The 18,091-nt window shown below is 71.3% G+C and carries 15 protein-coding genes and 1 pseudogene; 12 read left to right on the top strand and 4 right to left on the bottom strand.

Annotated features, from left to right (window positions below):
* The 3 genes from ACWGIG_RS00080 (at nt 1) to ACWGIG_RS00070 (ending at nt 4,137) form a co-directional block, all read left to right on the top strand.
* A complete protein-coding gene (locus tag ACWGIG_RS00080) occupies nt 1-744 on the top strand; it encodes a potassium-transporting ATPase subunit C (protein WP_453319158.1) in 744 nt (247 codons plus the stop codon).
* Nucleotides 745-836: 92 nt separating this feature from the next.
* Entirely contained in the window at nt 837-1,523 is a 687-nt protein-coding gene (locus ACWGIG_RS00075) for a response regulator (RefSeq protein WP_453319157.1), read from the top strand.
* 7 nt (nt 1,524-1,530) lie between these two features.
* Nucleotides 1,531-4,137, top strand: a complete 2,607-nt coding sequence (locus tag ACWGIG_RS00070; protein ID WP_453319156.1) for a DUF4118 domain-containing protein — start codon at nt 1,531-1,533, stop codon at nt 4,135-4,137.
* 73 nt (nt 4,138-4,210) lie between these two features.
* On the opposite strand, the pseudogene ACWGIG_RS00065 reads toward ACWGIG_RS00070, so the two are convergent.
* Nucleotides 4,211-4,540, bottom strand: a pseudogene (locus ACWGIG_RS00065) (MMPL family transporter); the annotation flags it as partial.
* A 240-nt stretch (nt 4,541-4,780) separates the two neighbouring features.
* Here ACWGIG_RS00065 and ACWGIG_RS00060 point away from each other — a divergent pair.
* Complete coding sequence (locus ACWGIG_RS00060) at nt 4,781-6,667, top strand: APC family permease (protein ID WP_453319155.1); 1,887 nt, start codon at nt 4,781-4,783, stop codon at nt 6,665-6,667.
* Between the two features lie 1,365 nt (nt 6,668-8,032).
* Here the strand turns inward: ACWGIG_RS00060 and ACWGIG_RS00055 are convergent.
* Nucleotides 8,033-8,572 carry a CGNR zinc finger domain-containing protein gene (locus ACWGIG_RS00055; protein WP_453319154.1) on the bottom strand — a complete coding sequence of 180 codons (540 nt, stop codon included), beginning with the start codon at nt 8,570-8,572 and terminating at the stop codon, nt 8,033-8,035.
* Between the two features lie 128 nt (nt 8,573-8,700).
* On the opposite strand from ACWGIG_RS00055, the gene ACWGIG_RS00050 reads away from it, so the two are divergent.
* Genes ACWGIG_RS00050 through ACWGIG_RS00040 form a run of 3 tightly spaced genes read left to right on the top strand, consistent with a single transcriptional unit; the run spans nt 8,701 to nt 10,255 of the window.
* Nucleotides 8,701-9,336, top strand: coding sequence for a hypothetical protein (locus tag ACWGIG_RS00050; RefSeq protein WP_453319153.1), 636 nt, complete (start codon nt 8,701-8,703; stop codon nt 9,334-9,336).
* Nucleotides 9,337-9,358: 22 nt separating this feature from the next.
* Complete coding sequence (gene cutA, locus ACWGIG_RS00045) at nt 9,359-9,706, top strand: divalent-cation tolerance protein CutA (RefSeq protein WP_453319152.1); 348 nt, start codon at nt 9,359-9,361, stop codon at nt 9,704-9,706.
* Nucleotides 9,707-9,733: 27 nt separating this feature from the next.
* Nucleotides 9,734-10,255, top strand: coding sequence for a GNAT family N-acetyltransferase (locus ACWGIG_RS00040; protein ID WP_453319151.1), 522 nt, complete (start codon nt 9,734-9,736; stop codon nt 10,253-10,255).
* A 72-nt stretch (nt 10,256-10,327) separates the two neighbouring features.
* Here the strand turns inward: ACWGIG_RS00040 and ACWGIG_RS00035 are convergent, their stop codons facing one another.
* Nucleotides 10,328-11,410 carry an alpha/beta hydrolase family protein gene (locus ACWGIG_RS00035; RefSeq protein ID WP_453319150.1) on the bottom strand — a complete coding sequence of 361 codons (1,083 nt, stop codon included), beginning with the start codon at nt 11,408-11,410 and terminating at the stop codon, nt 10,328-10,330.
* A gap of 98 nt (nt 11,411-11,508) precedes the next feature.
* On the opposite strand from ACWGIG_RS00035, the gene ACWGIG_RS00030 reads away from it, so the two are divergent.
* Together ACWGIG_RS00030 and ACWGIG_RS00025 are read left to right on the top strand one after the other, a co-directional pair.
* Nucleotides 11,509-12,123: a GNAT family N-acetyltransferase gene (locus ACWGIG_RS00030; RefSeq protein ID WP_453319149.1), complete on the top strand. Its 615-nt coding sequence runs from the start codon at nt 11,509-11,511 to the stop codon at nt 12,121-12,123.
* A gap of 131 nt (nt 12,124-12,254) precedes the next feature.
* Nucleotides 12,255-13,133 carry a PaaX family transcriptional regulator C-terminal domain-containing protein gene (locus tag ACWGIG_RS00025; protein WP_453319244.1) on the top strand — a complete coding sequence of 293 codons (879 nt, stop codon included), beginning with the start codon at nt 12,255-12,257 and terminating at the stop codon, nt 13,131-13,133.
* Between the two features lie 101 nt (nt 13,134-13,234).
* Here ACWGIG_RS00025 and ACWGIG_RS00020 read toward each other — a convergent pair whose 3' ends face one another.
* A complete protein-coding gene (locus ACWGIG_RS00020) occupies nt 13,235-14,134 on the bottom strand; it encodes a helix-turn-helix transcriptional regulator (protein ID WP_453319148.1) in 900 nt (299 codons plus the stop codon).
* 98 nt (nt 14,135-14,232) lie between these two features.
* On the opposite strand from ACWGIG_RS00020, the gene ACWGIG_RS00015 reads away from it, so the two are divergent.
* From ACWGIG_RS00015 to helR, 3 genes are all read left to right on the top strand, one after another.
* Nucleotides 14,233-15,096, top strand: coding sequence for an NAD(P)H-dependent oxidoreductase (locus tag ACWGIG_RS00015; RefSeq protein ID WP_453319147.1), 864 nt, complete (start codon nt 14,233-14,235; stop codon nt 15,094-15,096).
* A 31-nt stretch (nt 15,097-15,127) separates the two neighbouring features.
* Nucleotides 15,128-15,673, top strand: a complete 546-nt coding sequence (locus ACWGIG_RS00010) for a GNAT family N-acetyltransferase (RefSeq protein WP_453319146.1) — start codon at nt 15,128-15,130, stop codon at nt 15,671-15,673.
* Nucleotides 15,674-15,836: 163 nt separating this feature from the next.
* Entirely contained in the window at nt 15,837-18,044 is a 2,208-nt protein-coding gene (gene helR / locus ACWGIG_RS00005) for an RNA polymerase recycling motor ATPase HelR (RefSeq protein ID WP_453319145.1), read from the top strand.
* The last annotated feature ends 47 nt before the right edge of the window (nt 18,045-18,091 follow it).

Below are 18,091 nucleotides of genomic sequence, written 5' to 3'. Positions count from 1 at the left end.
ATGAACAACTCCGCAGGAAACACAGCCCGGTTGCTCTGGGCAGGACTGCGCGCCCTGATCGTCCTGACGGTCGTGTGCGGCGTGATCTACCCGCTCGCCATCACCGGCATCGCCCAGGTCGCCTTCTCCGACCAGGCCAACGGCTCCGAGATCAAGGACCCCACGACCGGCAAGGTCGTCGGCTCCGAGCTGATCGGCCAGTCGTACAACCTCCCCCTCAAGGACCCGAACAACGCCGAGGAGACCCCGCAGGCCGACCTCAAGTGGTTCCAGCCGCGCCCCTCCAACGGCCTGGGCTCCAACAGCATCAACACCCAGTACAAGCTGATCCTGTCCGGCGCGACCAACCTGTCGGGCGACAGCGGCGCGGTCGACGGCACGTGCCCGGCGAAGCTGTCCGACTACAAGACGGAGGACGAGCAGGCCACCCTCTGCTACAAGGTGCTCTCCGCTCAGCAGGCCGTCATCACGGACAACTCCACCGCCGACCACAAGGTCAAGCGCTCGGACGTGCCGGCCGAGGCCGTCACCTCCTCAGGCTCGGGACTCGACCCGCACATCTCGCCCGAGTACGCGAAGCTCCAGACCCACCGGGTCGCCGAGAAGAACCACCTCGACGTCGCCGCGGTCGACAAGCTCGTCGCCGACCACACGGACGGCCGCACGCTCGGCTTCATGGGGGAGCCCCGCGTCAACGTCCTCCAGCTCAACATCGCCCTCAAGTCCCTTGTGGCCAAGGGCTGATGGCTTTATCCGCACTGCGCGGCAGCCGACGGGACCTTGAGCACCAAGGAGCCCGTCGGCTTCCGCCGCTCCGACAGGAAGGCCGCACACCGATGAGTCGGGTGCTGGTGGTGGAGGACGACCCACAACTCGTCCGGGCCCTCGTGATCAACCTTCAGGCGCGGAACTTCGGGGTCGACGCGGCCCCCGACGGAGCCAGCGCGCTCCGCCTCGCCGCGGCACGGCAACCGGACGCGATACTCCTCGATCTCGGGCTGCCCGACATGGACGGCATCGACGTGCTCAAGGGACTGCGCGCATGGTCCAGGGCCCCCGTCCTGGTGCTCTCGGCCAGACGCAGCTCGCCGGAGAAGATAGAGGCCTTCGACGCGGGCGCGGACGACTACCTCACCAAACCGTTCAGCATGGACGAGCTGCTGGCCCGGCTCAGGGCCGCCCTGCGCCGGACGGGCCCGGCCCCCGAGGCCCACGAAGAGGCCGCGGTCGTCGACACCGGCGAATTCACCGTCAACCTCCTCGCCAAGAAGGTCAGCAGGGCGGGCCGGGACGTACGGCTCACGCCCACCGAGTGGCAGCTGCTGGAAATACTGATCTGCAACCCCGGCCGGCTCATCTCCCAGCGCCGTCTCCTCCAGGACGTCTGGGGCCCGGCCCACAGCAAGAACACCAACTACCTCCGGGTCTACATGGCCCAGCTGCGACGCAAGCTGGAACCGGACCCTTCGCACCCCCGGTACCTCATCACCGAACCCGGCATGGGCTACCGCTTCGAGGCATGAGACACACATGGCATCCGGTACACACGAGGCGCCCGGTACGCACGAGGCATCCGGTACACACACGGCACGCGGCACCCGCGGAAAGCTCAGGATCTACCTCGGTGCGGCACCCGGCGTCGGCAAGACGTACGCCATGCTCTCCGAGGCCCACCGCCGGGTGGAGCGCGGCACCGACTGCGTGGTCGCCTTCGTGGAACACCACAACCGGGCCCGTACGGAGACGATGCTGCACGGTCTGGAACAGGTCGAGCGGCGTGAACTCACCCACCGGGGCGCGGTGTTCACCGAGATGGACGTCGACGAGGTGCTCAGCCGCCGCCCGGCCGTCGCCCTCGTCGACGAGCTCGCCCACACCAACGTCCCCGGCTCGCGCAACACCAAGCGCTGGCAGGACGTCGAGGAACTCCTCACCGCCGGAATCGACGTCGTCTCCGCCGTCAACATCCAGCACCTGGAGTCCCTCGGCGACGTCGTCGAGTCGATCACGGGAGTGCGCCAGCGCGAGACGGTCCCCGACGAGGTCGTCCGCCGCGCCGACCAGATCGAACTCGTCGACATGTCGCCGCAGGCACTGCGCCGCCGCATGGCGCACGGCAACATCTACAAACCCGACAAGATCGACGCGGCGCTCTCGAACTACTTCCGGCCCGGAAACCTCACCGCACTGCGCGAGCTGGCGCTCCTGTGGACCGCCGACCGGGTCGACGAGTACCTCCAGGAGTACCGGACCGACCACAAGGTCTCCACGATCTGGGGCTCCCGCGAGCGCATCGTCGTCGGCCTCACCGGCGGCCCCGAGGGCCGCACCCTGGTGCGCCGCGCCGTCCGGCTCGCCGAGAAGGGAGCCGGCGGTGAGGTACTCGCCGTCTACATAGGGCGCAGCGACGGCCTCACCGCGGCCTCGCCCAAGGAGATCGCCCTCCAGCGCACCCTGGTGGAGGAGCTGGGCGGCACCTTCCACCACGTCATCGGCGACGACATACCGGCCTCCCTGCTGGAGTTCGCCCGCGGCGTCAACGCCACCCAGATCGTCCTCGGCGTCAGCCGCCGCAGATCCTGGCAGTACGTGTTCGGGCCCGGCGTCAGCTCCACCGTCGCCCGGGAATCCGGTCCCGACCTCGACGTGCACATCGTCACCCACGACGAGATGGGTACGGGCAGACGCGGGCTCCCGGCCGCCCGCAGCGCCCGCCTCGGCCGCAACCGCACGCTCTGGGGCTGGCTCGTCGGCCTCGCGGGACCGGCCCTGCTCACGCTTCTCCTCAGCAACTTCGCCCCCGAAGTCGGCCTCGCCAACGACATGTTGCTGTACCTGTCGCTGACGATCGCCGCCGCCCTGCTCGGCGGACTGTTCCCGGCGCTCGCCTCCTCGGTCGTCGGCTCCCTCCTGCTGAACTGGTTCTTCACCCCGCCCGTCGGGAAGCTGACCATCAGCGACCCCAAGAACATCGTCGCCCTGGTGGTCTTCATCGGAGTCGCCGTCTCGGTGGCCTCCGTCGTGGACCTCGCCGCCCGCCGCACCCACCAGGCCGCCAGGCTGCGCGCCGAGTCGGAGATCCTGTCCTTCCTCGCGGGCAGCGTGCTGCGCGGCGAGACCACGCTGGACGCCCTGCTGGAGCGCGTACGGGAAACCTTCGCCATGGAGTCCGTGGCCCTCCTGGAACGCGAGAGCGACGTCGAACCCTGGACCTGCGTCGGCTCCATCGGTCCCGCTCCGGCCGGCCGCCCCGAGGACGCGGACGTGGAGATGCCCGTCGGCGACCACCTCGCGCTGGCCCTCTCCGGGCGCGTACTGCCGGCCGAGGACCGCCGGGTACTGGGCGCGTTCGCCGCCCAGGCCGCCGTCGTACTCGACCGCCAACGCCTGATCGGGCAGGCCGAGAACGCCCAGCGCCTCGCCCAGGACAACAAGATCCGCACCTCCCTCCTCGCCGCCGTCAGCCACGACCTGCGCACCCCGCTCGCCGCCATCAAGGCCGCCGTCACCTCGCTGCGCTCCGACGACGTCGTCTGGTCGGCGGCGGACGAGGCGGAACTCCTCGAAGGCATCGAAGCGGGCGCCGACCGCCTCGACCACCTCGTCGGCAACCTCCTCGACATGTCCCGCCTCCAGACCGGCACCGTCACCCCGCTCATCCGCACCATCGACCTCGACGAGGTCGTCCCGATGGCCCTGGTCGGCGTGCCCGGCGACAGCGTCCTCCTCGACATCCCGGAAACCCTCCCCATGGTCGAGGTCGACAAGGGCCTGCTGGAGCGGGTCGTCGCCAACGTCGTGGAGAACGCCGTCAAGTACAGCCCCGACGACACCCCGGTACTGGTGGCGGCCAGCGCCCTCGCCGACCGCGTCGAACTCCGGGTGATCGACCGCGGCCCCGGCGTCCCCGACGAGGCCAAGGAACGCATCTTCGAACCCTTCCAGCGGTACGGAGACACCCCGCGCGGCGCCGGAGTCGGTCTCGGTCTCGCGGTCGCCAGGGGCTTCGTCGAGGCGCTGGACGGCACGCTCACCGCCGAGGACACCCCGGGCGGCGGCCTCACCATGGTCCTCACCCTGCGCACCGGACCCGGCCGCCCACCGGTCTGCCCGGACCTGCCGGCGTCCGCGACGTAGTGAGGCCGCCGGGGCGGCCTCCTCCCGCTCTCGGGCGGAGCACTCGCCGTGACGGCTGCCCCGCCTCAGTGGTTGCCGGTACGAGGGCCATCCGCACGACGAAGGCGTCGAAGAGCACGGCCACCGCGAGGGCGAAGCCGATCATTTTGATCAGGTCGTTGTGCTCGGTGATGAAGCCGGAGAACACGCTGATCATGATGATCGTGGCGGCGCCGACCACCCGGCCGCCGTAGCGGAATCCGATGACGACCGCCTCGCCCGGCCGGGCGCCGTGGACGTACGCCTCCCGCATGCGGCTCACGAGGAACACCTCGTAGTCCATGGCGAGCCCGAACACGACTGGTGTCTCCATGCCCCAGCGGGACGAGCCCGGCGGCTGCCGTCCGGCACCGAATCCGCGCACGCGGTCGGTAGCCCGCCCTGCTGGGCGGGAGGGTCGGGCAGCGGTGTCCGGTGGTTGGCGGGTATGAGCGCACCCTGGTGAGGCTCGGGCCCGAGCGGGCCGGGCCCGGCGGTCCCGGCGGTCCGGGCGTCAAGGATGCGTGAAAACGGAACCGTCGGTCGGCAGGAAGGCGCTAGGAAGAGCAGGCGGGTGCCAAGACCGGGCCGATGCTGGGCGGACTTGCAATGAAGGAGCTCGTCCATGTCCGCCACCCCCACATCCGCTTCCTCCGTGGAGCATTCGTCCCCGGGCAGTACCGAGGGATCCCCCCACGCAGGAGCGGCAGGGCAGCCGGACGCCGACCCCGCGTCCCGGCACAAGCTGACCGCCGTCACCGGTCTCGCCGCGCTCTCCCTCGACGCGATGGCTTCCGTGGCGTACGGGCCCGAGGCGATCGTCCTCGTCCTGGCCGCCGCCGGTGGACACGGCCTCGGGTTCACGCTTCCCGTCACCCTCGGGATCGCCGCACTGCTGGCCGTGCTGGTCGCCTCGTACCGGCAGGTCATCGCGGCCTTCCCCGACGGCGGTGGCAGCTACGCCGTCGCCAAGACCTACCTGGGCGCACGGACGAGTCTGGTGGCCGCCGCGTCCCTCGTCCTGGACTACGTGCTGAACGTGGCCGTCGCCGTGACCGCCGGAGTCGCCGCCCTCACCTCCGCCTTTCCCGCGCTGTACGACGACCGGGTGTGGCTCTGCCTGGCCGTCCTCGTCCTCGTCACGGCCGTGAACCTGCGCGGAATCGTCGACTCCGCACGGGCGTTCATCGTGCCGACCGCCGTCTTCGTCGGGTTGATCCTGACCGTGATCTTGGTCGGTCTCTTCCGCGACGCCCCGGCCTCCGTCGAGGCCGCGGCGGGCCACGCCTCCGTGCTCGCCGACAACGCCACGACCGTCGGCGCCCTGCTCCTGCTGAAGGCCTTCGCGTCCGGCTGCTCCGCCCTCACCGGCGTCGAGGCCATCGCCAACGCCGTCCCCTCCTTCCGCGCCCCGGCCGCCCGCCGTGCCCAGCACGCGGAAGTCGCACTCGGCGTGCTGCTCGGGGTGATGCTGATCGGTCTTTCCGTCCTCATCTCCCGCTTCGGCCTCCAGCCGGTAGAGGGCGTCACCGTCCTCGCTCAGCTCGCGGACGCCTCGCTCGGCCACAACTGGGCCTTCTACCTCGTCCAGTTCGCGACCGTCGCCCTGCTCGCGCTCTCCGCCAACACCTCCTTCGGCGGCCTCCCCGTACTCCTCAAACTCCTCGCCCGCGACAACTACCTCCCGCACGTCTTCGGCCTCAAGGCCGACCGCCAGGTCCACCGGCACGGCGTCCTCACCCTCGCCGCCGTCTCCGCCGCCCTCCTCCTCTTCTCCGGCGGCGACACCAACACCCTCGTCCCGCTCTTCGCGATCGGCGTCTTCATCGGCTTCACCGTCGCGCAGGTCGGGATGGTCCTGCACTGGCGCACAGTGCGCGGCCCGCGCTGGACGGGCAAGGCGGTCCTCAACGGCTTCGGCGCGCTCCTCACCGGCGTGAGCGCGGTCGTCGTCACGGCGACGAAGTTCCACGACGGCGCCTGGCTGATCGTCGTCGCCCTGCCGCTGCTCATGGTGCTCTTCGAGCAGGTGCACCGTGCGTACGGGCGGATCGGCGCGCGTCTCGAAGTCGGCCGTATCCCCCAAGTGCCGTGCCGCGCACGCTCGTTGGTGCTGGTCCCGGTCTCCTCCCTGACCCGCCTCACCGGAGAGGCGCTGGGCGCGGCGGTCTCGCTCGGCGACGAGGTGCACGCGGTCACCGTCTGCCACCCCGACCCCGAGGACCGCGCCCAGACCGAGGCCCTGGAACGCGACTGGGCCCTGTGGAACCCGGGCGTCCCGCTCATCAGGATCGCCTCCGAGCGCCGCACGCTCGGCCGGCCCCTCGCCTCGTACGCGAACAAGCTCGCCGCGGACGAACCCGGCACCCGCATCACCGTCCTCATCCCCGAGGTCGAGCCCGCCCACCTGTGGCAGCGCCTCCTGCAGAACCAGCGCGGCGCGGTCGTCGCCCACGCGGTCCGCAGGGACACGGACGCGGTCATCTGCCGTCTGAGGTTCCGGCTGAGCTGAGGTTCCGGATGACCTGCTGTCCTGGCTGAACCGACGTTCCGGCTGAACCGACGGAAGTGATCGCCACCGGCGGGCGCGCCCCGGTAGGTTCCGTGCAGGTCCTGGAGTGCGGGACGGGCGGCGGGGGAGAGGCGTTGAGCGTGCCGGAGCGGTTCGGCCTGCCCGTCTATCTGACCACCGCCTACCTGGCCCGCTTCGCGGACGAGGGCATGCCGATCGCTGTGGCGCTGCTGGCGATCCAGCGCACCGGCAGCGCGGCCCAGGGGGCGTACGTACTGACCGCCTGGATGGCGCCGCACGTGCTGACGGCGCCGCTGACCGGCAGTCTGGCCGGGCGGGTGCGGCGACCGAGGCTCTTCTACGCGGGTGCGCTGGGCGTGTTCGCGGCGTCGATCGTGGTGCTGGCGTTGATCGTGGGGAAGGTACCCGCCGGGGTGAGCCTCCTGGCGGCGGTGGCCGGTGGCAGCTGCGGGCCGATCGTCACCGGCGGGCTCTCGGGCCTGTTGGCGAGCCTCACGGACAAGGGGGCGGCGCAGCAACGCGCGTACGCACTGGACGCGGCCACCTTCAACGCGGCCGGGGTGACGGGCGCCGCCGCCGTGACGCTCGTGGCGGGAGTGGCGACACCGGCGGTGGCCACCGCGTCCCTGGGCGGCGGGGCGGCCGTGGCCGCGGTGCTGGTGACGGCTCTGCCGTACCGGCGGCCACCCGAGGGGACTACCGGAGCCGCGGCGGAGAGCAGGCCGTCCCTGGCGGCCGACCTCGTGGCCGGGCTGCTGGCCGTGTGGCGGGTCGTGGAGCTGCGGGCCGTCACGCTCGCCACCGTCGTCGCCTTCATCGGGGTGGGCGGGCTGTCCATGACGGCGGTGCTGCTGGGCGACGATCCGGGTGCGGCGGCCGGTGGCGGCGGGTATCTGATGACGGCCTTCGCCGTCGGCGGCCTCGTCGGCTCACTGGTGATGGCGCGGTGGCGGCCGGTCTCGTCCGTCCAACGCCTCGTCCTCTGCGCCCTGTTGGGTACGGGGGCGGCTCTGGCCGCAGCCGCGTGCGTGCCCTCGTTCGCGTCGCGCGTCGTGCTGTTCGCTCTCGCCGGCATCTGCGACGGACCGCTGCTCGGTGCGACGCTCAGGATCCGTGCCGAGTACGCGCCGCCCGCCGTGCTGCCCCAGGTCTTCACGCTCGGCGCGGGCCTGAAGATCTCGGCGGCGGCGTGCGGTGCGGCGCTCACAGGGGCGGCGGTCGCGGTGGGAGCCCCGTACCTCCTCGTGGTGATCGCCGGGCTGCAGTTCGTGGCGGCTCTGGTGTACGTGGTGGTGCGGCGCGGGGGCTCCGGCGGAGGCTGGCGACCTCGCCCGCGGGTCCGGCTCAGCCCGGCTGTCGGCGGGCGCGGTGGTTGGCGACGTGCTGGCGGTTGCCGCACAGGCCCGGCATGCAGTAGCGGCGGCGGCCGGCCTTGCTGGTGTCGACGAACATGCCCTCGCACACCGGCGAGGCACAGTGCCGGAACCGCTCGTGGCTGAGGGTGTGCAGCACGCCGAGCAGTCCTGTCCCGACGAGGACGGCGAGCTCGTCGGCCAGGGAGGCTTGCGGTGCGGTGGTGACGTGCCACTGGAGCCTTCCGTCGGCGTCCCGGAGCAGGGCCAGGCCTGCGGAGGCCCGGCGGACGAGCACGTTCGCACCCTCAACTGCCTCGTCTTCGTCGGGGAGTTCGAGCAGGCCGCGGATCTCGTCGCGGAGGGCGTGCACCTGTGCCAGGTCCGCTCCGGTGGGCAGTTCACCCGGGGCCGACGCATCGAGCTGAAGGCCGTGTTCGTCGAGGAACGCGGCCAAGGCGGCCGGATCGGTGAGGACTTCGCCCGCCGTGCGCCACACGAGGGCGGAGGTGTTGACGAGGTCGGTGGCCACACCCGCACCCGCTGCGTAATTTGAAAAAAGCACTTTCAAGGCTTACTCCATGCTACGGTAATGAGAGAAAGCCAAGTATACCCATTAGCGCCCCTCCCTGCTGGACACCCAGGAAGGAACCGTTGCTCATGCATGCTCCCCTCCGCCGCGTGGTCCTGGTCGTCAAGGACGTGCTGTACGGGGTCAACGCCGGCCACGCGATCAGGCACGGTACGACGCCGCACTCCGACTCCGCCCCGACGCTTCCCAACTGCTCCGATGCGAAGCCGAGTTGCTCGCCGACTCCCTCGAAGGCCCACGGAGGCCCCGTGAACACCGCAGCATTCCTCGCCTACCTCGACGGCCGTCAGGTGCGGTGGCGGCTCACGCTCGACGCGCGTCTGGAGGCGGCGGACCCGGACCCGCGCGCCCAGTTGCTGGCGGTCTTCGACGCGCTCCGCGACTGGGCCGATTCCGCTGCGGGCGGGATGCGCAGCAACGCCTTCGTCCAGGCCCAGTTCGAGCTGGCCGGTCCGACGAGCCCCTCCCGTGCGGTCGTCACCCAGCACAAGCGCGCGCTGCGCCGCCGGATGCTCGCCCTCGCCGAGGCGACGGGCACGCCCGACCCCGGCTTCCTGGTGGACCAACTGCTGCTGATCTACGAGGGAACCGTGGCCAACCACTCCCTGGGCAACATCGCCGACCCCGCCGACAAGGCCCACCGCACGGCCCGCCGCCTCATCGCCGCCGCCACACCGCAGCCCCTCGACGCCTTCTGGGCGTGACGTCGCTGCGTACGCTCGCGTCATGACGACGAACCCCGAGCCCGCATACGCCGTACTGACCACGACCACCGACACCGAGGACAAGGCACAGGCCCTGGCCGCCAGGGTCGTCGAGGACCAACTGGCCGCCTGCGCACAGGTCTTCACCGTCTCCTCGGTGTACAGGTGGCAGGGTGCGGTCGAGCGTGCGCAGGAGTGGCGGATCGACTTCAAGACGCGCGGCGACCTGGTGGCGGAGCTCGCGCGCCGGATCGGAGAGCTGCACGACTACGACACCCCGGAGATCATCGCCGTACCCGTGACGACGGGCAGTGCGGCGTATCTGGAGTGGGTGTCGGCGGAGACACGGGGTATCGAAGGGGTTTCGTAAGTGTCCCCCACGGCTTAGGGTCATTACATGATGCGGACGGTACGGGTGCGGCAGGCGGCGGCGGACGATATTCCGGAGCTCGTACGCCTGCGGGCGCTGCTCTTCGACGACCTCGGCGGCGAATTCTTCAACCCCTCGTCCGCGGAAGGGGACTGGCGGCACATGCTCGCCGCCGTACTCAAGGAGCAGATGACGTCGGACGCCGTACGGATCCTGGTCGTGGACGGCGAGGATCCGCCCACGGGTGACGGTGCCGGTCACCCCCGCACGGGCGGTCCCCTCGCCGCCTGCGGCATCGGCACCATCGAGCAGCGGTTCCCGGGGCCGCACCTGTGCAACGGCCGGATCGGACAGGTCATCGGCGTCGTCACCGACCCCGGACACCGTCGGCGCGGTCACAGCCGGGCGGTCATGCAGGGGCTGCTCGACTGGTTCCGGGAGCAGGAGGTGGCCCGGGTCGATCTGTACGCCTCGGCCGAGGGCGAGCCGCTCTACCGCGCCCTCGGCTTCGCCGACCTTCCTGATCCGGCGCTGTACTGGCGCCCGTAGCCCCGATCCGCACGGCCAACGGTCGGCCCGGTCCGGTGGCTCGGCAGGACGGCGTCGTCGTGTGCGAGAGGACTACGAGGTGCCGGGCCTCCGCAGGAAGTCCCGCTGCCGGTCCAGGAATCCGTCCGCGAACAGTGCCCGGGGCGCGAAGAGGGCGGTCAGGGCGATCCTGGCGGCCGACTCCTCGACGGACCGCTTGACGAGGGAGTGGGCCGCGTCGGGGTAGCGGTCCACCGTCAGCGTGCCGCCTGCGGCCAACTCCCTGCGGTAGACGGACTCCGTCTCGGCGGTGTCCACGTTGAGGTCGTGGTCCGCGAGGGTCAGCAGCACCGGTACGCCGCGCAGGGCGCGCAGGTCCGCGGTGGCGTCGGCGGTGTGGTTCCTGGTGACGAAGCGCCAACGGGCCGCCGTCATGGTGGCGTTGGTGTCGAGCGTCACGGTGGCGCCGGCGTCGAGTTCCTTCATCGTGGCCTCGTACTCCTCGAAGGTCGCGCGGCGTGCCAACAGGCGGCGGACGGCATCGCTCCGTTCGACCTCGGCCCTGGTGCGGGCGGCCGGAGCGCCCTCGGCGCGCAGTGCGGCGAGGAGGTGGTGACGGCCCTGCCGCAGCCAGTTGACCGCGGGCGAGACGGCGAGCGCGAAGGCGATCCGCGTGCGGGCGGCGACCTTCGGCAGCACCCAGCCCGCCTGGCTGGCACCCCACAGTCCGATGAGGTCGCCGTCGATGTCCGGGCGGGCACGGGCCCACGCGATCGCGGCGGCGGTCTCGTCGGCCCGGTCGTCCATGGACTGGCCGAGCCAGTCGCCCGGCGCACCCGCGACACCGGGCTTGTCCCAGGAGAGGGAGGCGTAACCGGCCTTGGCGTTCGCCTCCCACAGGGGCCGGTAGCCGTCGTCGTGGGTGGCGTCGACCGGCCCGTCGCCGTGCACGAACACCACCAGTCCGTGGCGTGCGCGGCCGTCCCGGGGCGTGGCCAGCACGCCGTGCAGGGTGTGGCCGCCGTGGCGGACGGTGACGCGCTGCTCGTCCATGTCGTACGAGTGCTGCCGGAGCACCACCCCACCGAGCGCGGCGGCGACCACCAGGAGCACGGCGAGCGACCAGACGGCGAGGCGGAGAGGGCGGAGGCGGGGTCGGGGCGTGGGTCGGGGCATGGGGCGGGTTCCTTCCCGAAGACGGACCGGATTCCCAAAACTATCGCATCTGTCACGACCGACGACTAGATGATAGTTTGAGTGTCATGAATGCAGCCATGGACACAGAGGACCTGAAACTCCTGCGTGGCCTCCCCGCAGGAACCGAGCAGCGGGCCGCCGAGCTCTACTGGGAGGCCTTCGGCCGCAAGCTCGGACCGGCGCTGAATCCGCCCGCCAAGGCGATCCCCTTCCTCGCCGCCCGTCTCGACGCCGACCGCGCCGTCTGTGCGCTCCTCGAAGGACAGCTCGTCGGTCTCGCCGGGTACCAGGTCGGCGGCCGGGCGCTGATCGGGGGCTCCGCCTCCGACGTCCTGCGTACGTACGGCTGGGTGCGCGGGCTGTACCGGGTCGCCCTGCTCACCCTGTTCGAACGGCGCCCCGCCGCCGGTCAGTTGGTCATGGACGGCATCGCCGTGGACGCCCGTGCGCGGGGCAGGGGGGCCGGGAGCCTGCTCATCGAAGAGGTGGCGGCCATCGCGGCGGAGCACGGCTGCCGGGAGATCCGGCTCGACGTGATCGACGTGAACCCGCGCGCCCGGGCGCTGTACGAGAGGCGCGGCTTCACGGCCGTACGGACGGAGCGGACGCCGTACCTCCGTAGGCTGCTGGGGTTCGGCGCGGTGACGACGATGCACCGGGCCGTACCGCAGGACCCGCTGAGAGGACACTGACCGACATGCCCGCGACCATCCCCGCAGCCTCCGCCGACCCTGCCGCCTCCGCCGCGCCTGTGGCCCCTGCCGATCCCGCCGACCGCGCCGATCCCGCCGATCCCGCCGACCGCGTCGAAGTCCCCACCCGCATGCTCGTCCACGCCCTGATCCGCGAGGACGGCACGGTCGACGCGGGGGGGCTGTACGCGGTGGCCGACGTGCTCGGCATGAGCGACCAGCAGGTGCGGCTGTGCATCAAACGGCTCGTCGCCGAGGGCCGCTTCACCCATGAGGGGCGGGGCCGCAAGGCGCGCCTCCACGCCACCGAGGACACGGTCCGCGCCCTCGCCCCCAACGCCGACTTCCTCCGGTACGCCTTCCGGCAGGACGCCGGGCTCGCCCCCTGGGACGGCAACTGGCACCTGGTCGCGTTCGCGGTGCCCGAGTCGGACCGGGCGGCCCGCGACTCCCTGCGCGACACCCTCGTACAGCTCGGCGGCTCACCGCTCCAGGGCGGACTGTACGTCTGCGCCAACGCCTGGGAACCGTACGTCGAGGACGCGGCCCGCAGGCTCGGCGTACTCGACGCGCTCACCCTCCTCACGGCGACGGACCTGCGCAGGGGCACCACGATCCGCGATCCCGCCGAACTCGCCCGTACCCTCTGGCCCCAGCAGGAGATCGCCGACCGCTACCACCGCCTCGCCCGCATCGCCCGCCCCCGGCTCACCCGCCTCACCGGCCCCGCCGACCTCAGCCCGGCCGAACTCCTGACCACTGCCGTCGAGTTGGCCGCCGAGCTGAGCCGTGCGACGGAACCCGACCCGTTGCTCCCGCCCGAGCTGCTGCCCGACCCCTGGCCGGGCGTTGAGGCGCGCGGTCTCGTCGCCCGCTGCTGGGCGGCCCTGGACGCACGCGGACAGGATGCGGCCCATCCCGTCCTCTTCCGGCAGTACGCGGACCTGGCCAGGGAAGCGGCGGAGCGAGCTGTGCAGACAGGAGAGCACTTCCCGCCCGATTCGGGGTGATTTGCAGTAAATTTCGGCGCTTCTCCGGCGCCGATTTTGTTGTCCGCGGACAACAACACCTCACCCGGCGCCAGTTCGGCATCGGCGTGCGGCGGTCGATATCAGCGTGCGGCGGCCGTTCCCGAGCTCAGTCGTTCCAGTGCGGCTGCCTCCGGTGAGCCGTCCTCCGCGCCGTACACATGCACCACCAGGCCCGTTTCGCCGGGTTCCGCGGGGACGTGGAGCGTTTCGAAGTCCAGGGTGAGCGGGCCGGTGGCCGGGTGTGCCAGTCGCTTGCGGCCTGCTGTGCACATCAGGACCTCGCCGGTGGCCCAGATTCTGCTGAACTCCGCGCTCTCCGTGGACAGCTGACGGATGAGCGCGGTCAGTTCGGCGTCGTGGGGGTAGCGTCCCGCTGCGACGCGTAGCTGCCCCACGGTCTCCTTCGCCCGCTCCTCCCACTCGGGGTGAACGAGCCGGGAAGCCGGGTCGAGGAAGACGAACCTGGCGTTGTTGGGGTCCCGGCGCGGTGGCGGCCCGGTCATGCCGCCGAGCAGTTCGGAGCCCAGGTCGTTCCAGGCCACCACGTCCATACGGTGGTTGGTCGCGAACACCGGGAAGCGGTCGAGCGACTCCATCATCCGGCGCAGCACGGGGCCGATCCGGGCGGTCGGCGCCGGTCCGCCCCTGGCCCCGGCGAGGGTGGCGAGATGCCTGCGCTCTGCCGTTTCGAGGCCCAGCGCCCGGGCGAGCGCGTCGAGCACCTCGGTGGAGGGCTGGGTGGCCCGGCCCTGTTCAAGGCGTACGTAATAGTCCACGCTGATCCCCGCGAGCTGCGCCAACTCCTCGCGGCGCAGGCCCTGTACGCGGCGCCGCCGGCCGCCCGTGATCCCGACGGTCTCCGGCGTGACGCGCCCCCGGCGGGCCCGCAGGAAACCGCCGAGCGCGTGGCGGGTGTCGCTGCCGGTGTCCTCGGGGCGCTCGGTTGTCTCGGTGCCCTTCATGCCGTCCATGGCGTCCATGCGTTCCATTATGGGTGGCCCTCGCAGTACCAGGATCGGGGATCCACCGGTCGAAGAGGGTTCTGGCTACCCCGCCGCGTCCGGGAGAACGTAAAGCCATGAACGACTTCACCTCGCCCCAGGCCAACTCTTCCCAGCCCAACTCCTCGCTGGCCACCTCCTCCCAGCCCAACTCCTCCCGGTCCAAGAAGATCCTCCTCGTCAGCGCCCATCCCGACCCCCGGTCCCTCACCGCCGCCCTGACCGCCTTCGCCGCCGATCACCTGCGCGCGGCCGGGCACGAGGTCCGCGTCTCCGACCTCTACGCGATGAAGTGGAAGGCGACCGTCGACGCCGACGACTTCCCCGACCACCCGGGCGACCGGAGGCTGGAGGTGATGGCCGCCTCCGAACAGGCCACACTGGCGGACCGGCTCACGCCGGACGTCGCGGCGGAGCAGGAGAAGGTGCGCCGGTCGGACGCCGTGATCCTGCAGTTCCCGGTGTGGTGGTTCGCAGCCCCGGCGATCCTCAAGGGCTGGGTGGACCGGGTTTTCACCGCCGGTTTCGCGTACGGACCCGAGCTGCCGCCGCCGTACAGCGAGAACGTGCTCGCGGGACGGCGGGCCCTGTTGTCGGTCACGGCCGGCGCCCGCGAACCCTCCTTCTCCGACCGCGGCCTGCACGGCAGCCTCGCGGACGTCCTGCACCCCTTGCAGCACGGCCTGTTCTGGTTCACCGGCATGTCCCCGCTCGAACCGTTCGCGGTGTACGAGGCCAACTCCCTGCCGCAGGACCGGTTCGAGGCGGCGAAGCAGGCGTACGCCCACCGCCTCGACCACCTCTTCACGGACACTCCGGTCCCGTACCGCACACTCGTCGGCGGCGACTACGACCACGACATGCGCCTGCTGCCGGGCGTGGAAACCCCGGGCACGAGCGGCCTGGACCTGCACCGGCGCCTTGAGCACACCGATCACTGACAGCGGCAGGCACCACGGCATCATGAGGGCCATGACTGATGATCTCTCGACCGGTGTCCCGGCCCTCGCCGTCCAGCGCCTCGACCGCTATACGAAGGACGAGACGGCCCGGATACTCGGTGACGGCGCCGACCCGTTCGGCGTGGCCGACACCGGTCTGACCTGGCTTCCCAAGGAAGAGCACTTCGGCCTGGTGCAGACCGACGGACGTCTCGTCGCGCACGCCGGCCTGCGCAGGCTGCCGCTGTCGGTCGGCGGTCTGGACACGGAGGTGGTCGGCGTCGGAGGGGTGGCCGTGGCGGCCGACGTACGGGGGCAGGGGCTGGCGCGACGGGTGGTCGGGGCGGCCCTGGAGCACGCGCGGACCATGGGTCCCGAGCGGGCGCTCCTCTTCTGCAGGCCGCCGCTCGTCGCGCTGTACGAGAAGCTCGGCTGGCGCGCGATCGACAGGGAGGTTCACGTCGAGCAGCCGCAGGAGCGCGTCGTGCTCATGCCGCTGCGGACCATGTGGACACCGCTGCACGGGGACGAGGACTGGCCGGAGGGTGCGGTGCGCCTGCGCTCACTGCCCATGTGAGCGAAGGAAGGCGGCTGGGGGAGGGGCGGCAAGGGGGGGATACCCACCTCTTGCCACTTTCAACTTATAACGCACGGGGGGCCTTGCGGCAAGGCCCCCCTCATGCCGCAGAATCACGGACCTAAGCCTGGACCTGCGGATATGGGAGATTGACGAAGTGCGTGTGGCTGATGAAACGAACCCCCTGACCACCAGCGCGTTCGACCTTCCCGACCGCCTTGCCGCCAAGGCCGGGCCGGCGCTGATCGGCGGCGACGAGAAGCACTTCGCGGCCATCGCGACGAGCCTTGAGGAGTCGATCACCGAACTGTCCGACCGCCTCGACGAGGTCCGCAGGTCGCGCGGCGGCATCGGCCGCGAAGCGATGGACCGGGACGCGGAGATCCACCGGCTGACCGGCCGGCTGCGCACCCTGCGCCGCTTCGGGCTTGACCTGTGCCTCGGGCACTTCGTCCAGAAGGGCGGCGCGGACCACGCCGAGCGCGTGTACATCGGGCGCCTGGGCCTCACCGACAGCGCGGGGCACCGACTGCTCGTCGACTGGCGCTCGCCCGCGGCCGAGCCGTTCTTCGCGGCGACCCACGCCAACCCGATGGGCCTGTCGAGCCGCCGCAGGTACCGCTGGACCGGCGGCCGGATCAGCGACTACTGGGACGAGGTCTTCACCGCCGACGGACTGGAGGGGCATGCCGCGCTCGACGACCAGTCCGCGTTCATCGCCAGCCTGGGCAGCAACCGGTCGGCCCGGATGCGGGACGTGCTCTCCACCATCCAGTCCGACCAGGACTCCATCATCCGCGCGGGGTCCCGCGGCGCACTCGTCGTCGACGGCGGTCCCGGCACCGGCAAGACCGTCGTCGCCCTGCACCGTTCCGCCTACCTCCTCTACGCCGACCCCCGCCTCGGCCACCGTCGGGGCGGCGTGCTGTTCGTCGGCCCGCACCGCCCCTACCTGGACTACGTCGCCGACGTCCTGCCCAGCCTCGGCGAGGAGGGCGTACAGACCTGCATCCTGCGGGACCTCGTCGAGGAGGGAGCCGAAGCAGGGGCCGAGGCGGACCCGGAGGTGGCCCGTCTGAAGTCGTCCGCCGACATGGTGAAGGCGATCGAGCCGGCCGTCGGCATCTACGAGGAGCCGCCCACCAAGGGGATGACGGTCTCGACCCACTGGTCCGACATCTGGCTGAGCGCCGACGACTGGGCCGCCGCCTTCGCCGCGGTGGAACCGGGCACTCCGCACAACGAGGCCCGCGACCAGGTCCGCGAGGAACTGCTCACGATCCTGCTGGACAAGCACAAGAACGAGTACGGGGACGACGCGGGGGACGACGACGAGGTCTCGCCCGAGCTGCTCCGGAGGTCGCTGCTCCAGAACCGGGAGCTGATCGGGACCCTCAACCGCGCCTGGCCGATCCTCGAACCGACCGACCTCGTCGGCGACCTCTGGTCCGTACCCGCCTACCTGCGCAAGTGCGCGCCCTGGCTCGACGCCGACGACGTACGGAAGCTGCAGCGCAAGGACGCACCCCACGCCTGGACGGTGTCCGACCTGCCGCTCCTGGACGCGGCACGGCAGCGGCTCGGCGACCCCGAGGCGTCCGTGCGCAAGCACCGGCACGAGACCGCCGTCGCCGCCGAACTCGCACGCAGGGCCGACGTCATGGACAGCCTGCTGCAGAACGTCGAGATCGACGAGAGCGAGGGCGCGCTGGGAATGCTGCACGGGCAGGACCTGAAGGCCTCCCTGGTCGACGAGAACGCGCTGCCCACCGCCGAACCTGACCTCCTGGCGGGCCCGTTCGCCCACGTCATCGTGGACGAGGCACAGGAACTGACCGACGCAGAATGGCAGATGCTGCTGCTGCGCTGCCCGTCCAGGAGCTTCACCATCGTGGGCGACCGCGCCCAGGCCAGGCACGGATTCACGGAGTCGTGGCAGGAACGGCTGGAGCGGGTCGGCCTCGACCGGATCGACGTGGCCTCCCTGACCGTCAACTACCGCACGCCGGAAGAGGTCATGACGGAGGCGGCGCCGGTCATCAGGGCCGCGCTCCCGGACGCCAACGTGCCGACCTCCATCCGCAGCAGCGGCATCCCGGTCGTCCGCGGATCCGTGACGGAGCTGCAATCGGTCCTGGACACCTGGCTCGGTGTGAACGCCGACGGCATCGCCTGCGTCATCGGCGACCCCCGCTTCCGGGCGACGCCCCGCGTCCGGTCGCTGACCCCGGAGCTGTCGAAGGGCCTTGAGTTCGACCTGGTCGTCCTCATCGACCCGGAGACGTTCGGCGAGGGCATCGAGGGAGCGGTGGACCGCTACGTCGCGATGACCCGCGCCACGCAGCAGCTCGTCATCCTCACGAGCGCCTGAGCACGAGCGCCTGGGCACGAGCGGCTGAGCACGAGCGCCCGAGCACG

It is taken from the genome of Streptomyces sp. NPDC054863, assembly GCF_053610825.1.
The sequence above is the reverse complement of the archived record's forward strand: the minus strand, read 5'-3'. Positions and strand labels throughout refer to the sequence as shown.

Coding starts and splice junctions, on each gene's coding strand:
- ACWGIG_RS00080 (WP_453319158.1), top strand. CDS start 1: ATGAACAACTCCGCAGGAAACACAGCCCGGTTGCTCTGGGCAGGACTG.
- ACWGIG_RS00075 (WP_453319157.1), top strand. CDS start 837: ATGAGTCGGGTGCTGGTGGTGGAGGACGACCCACAACTCGTCCGGGCC.
- ACWGIG_RS00070 (WP_453319156.1), top strand. CDS start 1,531: ATGGCATCCGGTACACACGAGGCGCCCGGTACGCACGAGGCATCCGGT.
- ACWGIG_RS00060 (WP_453319155.1), top strand. CDS start 4,781: ATGTCCGCCACCCCCACATCCGCTTCCTCCGTGGAGCATTCGTCCCCG.
- ACWGIG_RS00050 (WP_453319153.1), top strand. CDS start 8,701: ATGCATGCTCCCCTCCGCCGCGTGGTCCTGGTCGTCAAGGACGTGCTG.
- cutA (WP_453319152.1), top strand. CDS start 9,359: ATGACGACGAACCCCGAGCCCGCATACGCCGTACTGACCACGACCACC.
- ACWGIG_RS00040 (WP_453319151.1), top strand. CDS start 9,734: ATGATGCGGACGGTACGGGTGCGGCAGGCGGCGGCGGACGATATTCCG.
- ACWGIG_RS00035 (WP_453319150.1), bottom strand. CDS start 11,410: ATGCCCCGACCCACGCCCCGACCCCGCCTCCGCCCTCTCCGCCTCGCC.
- ACWGIG_RS00030 (WP_453319149.1), top strand. CDS start 11,509: ATGGACACAGAGGACCTGAAACTCCTGCGTGGCCTCCCCGCAGGAACC.
- ACWGIG_RS00025 (WP_453319244.1), top strand. CDS start 12,255: ATGCTCGTCCACGCCCTGATCCGCGAGGACGGCACGGTCGACGCGGGG.
- ACWGIG_RS00020 (WP_453319148.1), bottom strand. CDS start 14,134: ATGGACGCCATGGACGGCATGAAGGGCACCGAGACAACCGAGCGCCCC.
- ACWGIG_RS00015 (WP_453319147.1), top strand. CDS start 14,233: ATGAACGACTTCACCTCGCCCCAGGCCAACTCTTCCCAGCCCAACTCC.
- ACWGIG_RS00010 (WP_453319146.1), top strand. CDS start 15,128: ATGACTGATGATCTCTCGACCGGTGTCCCGGCCCTCGCCGTCCAGCGC.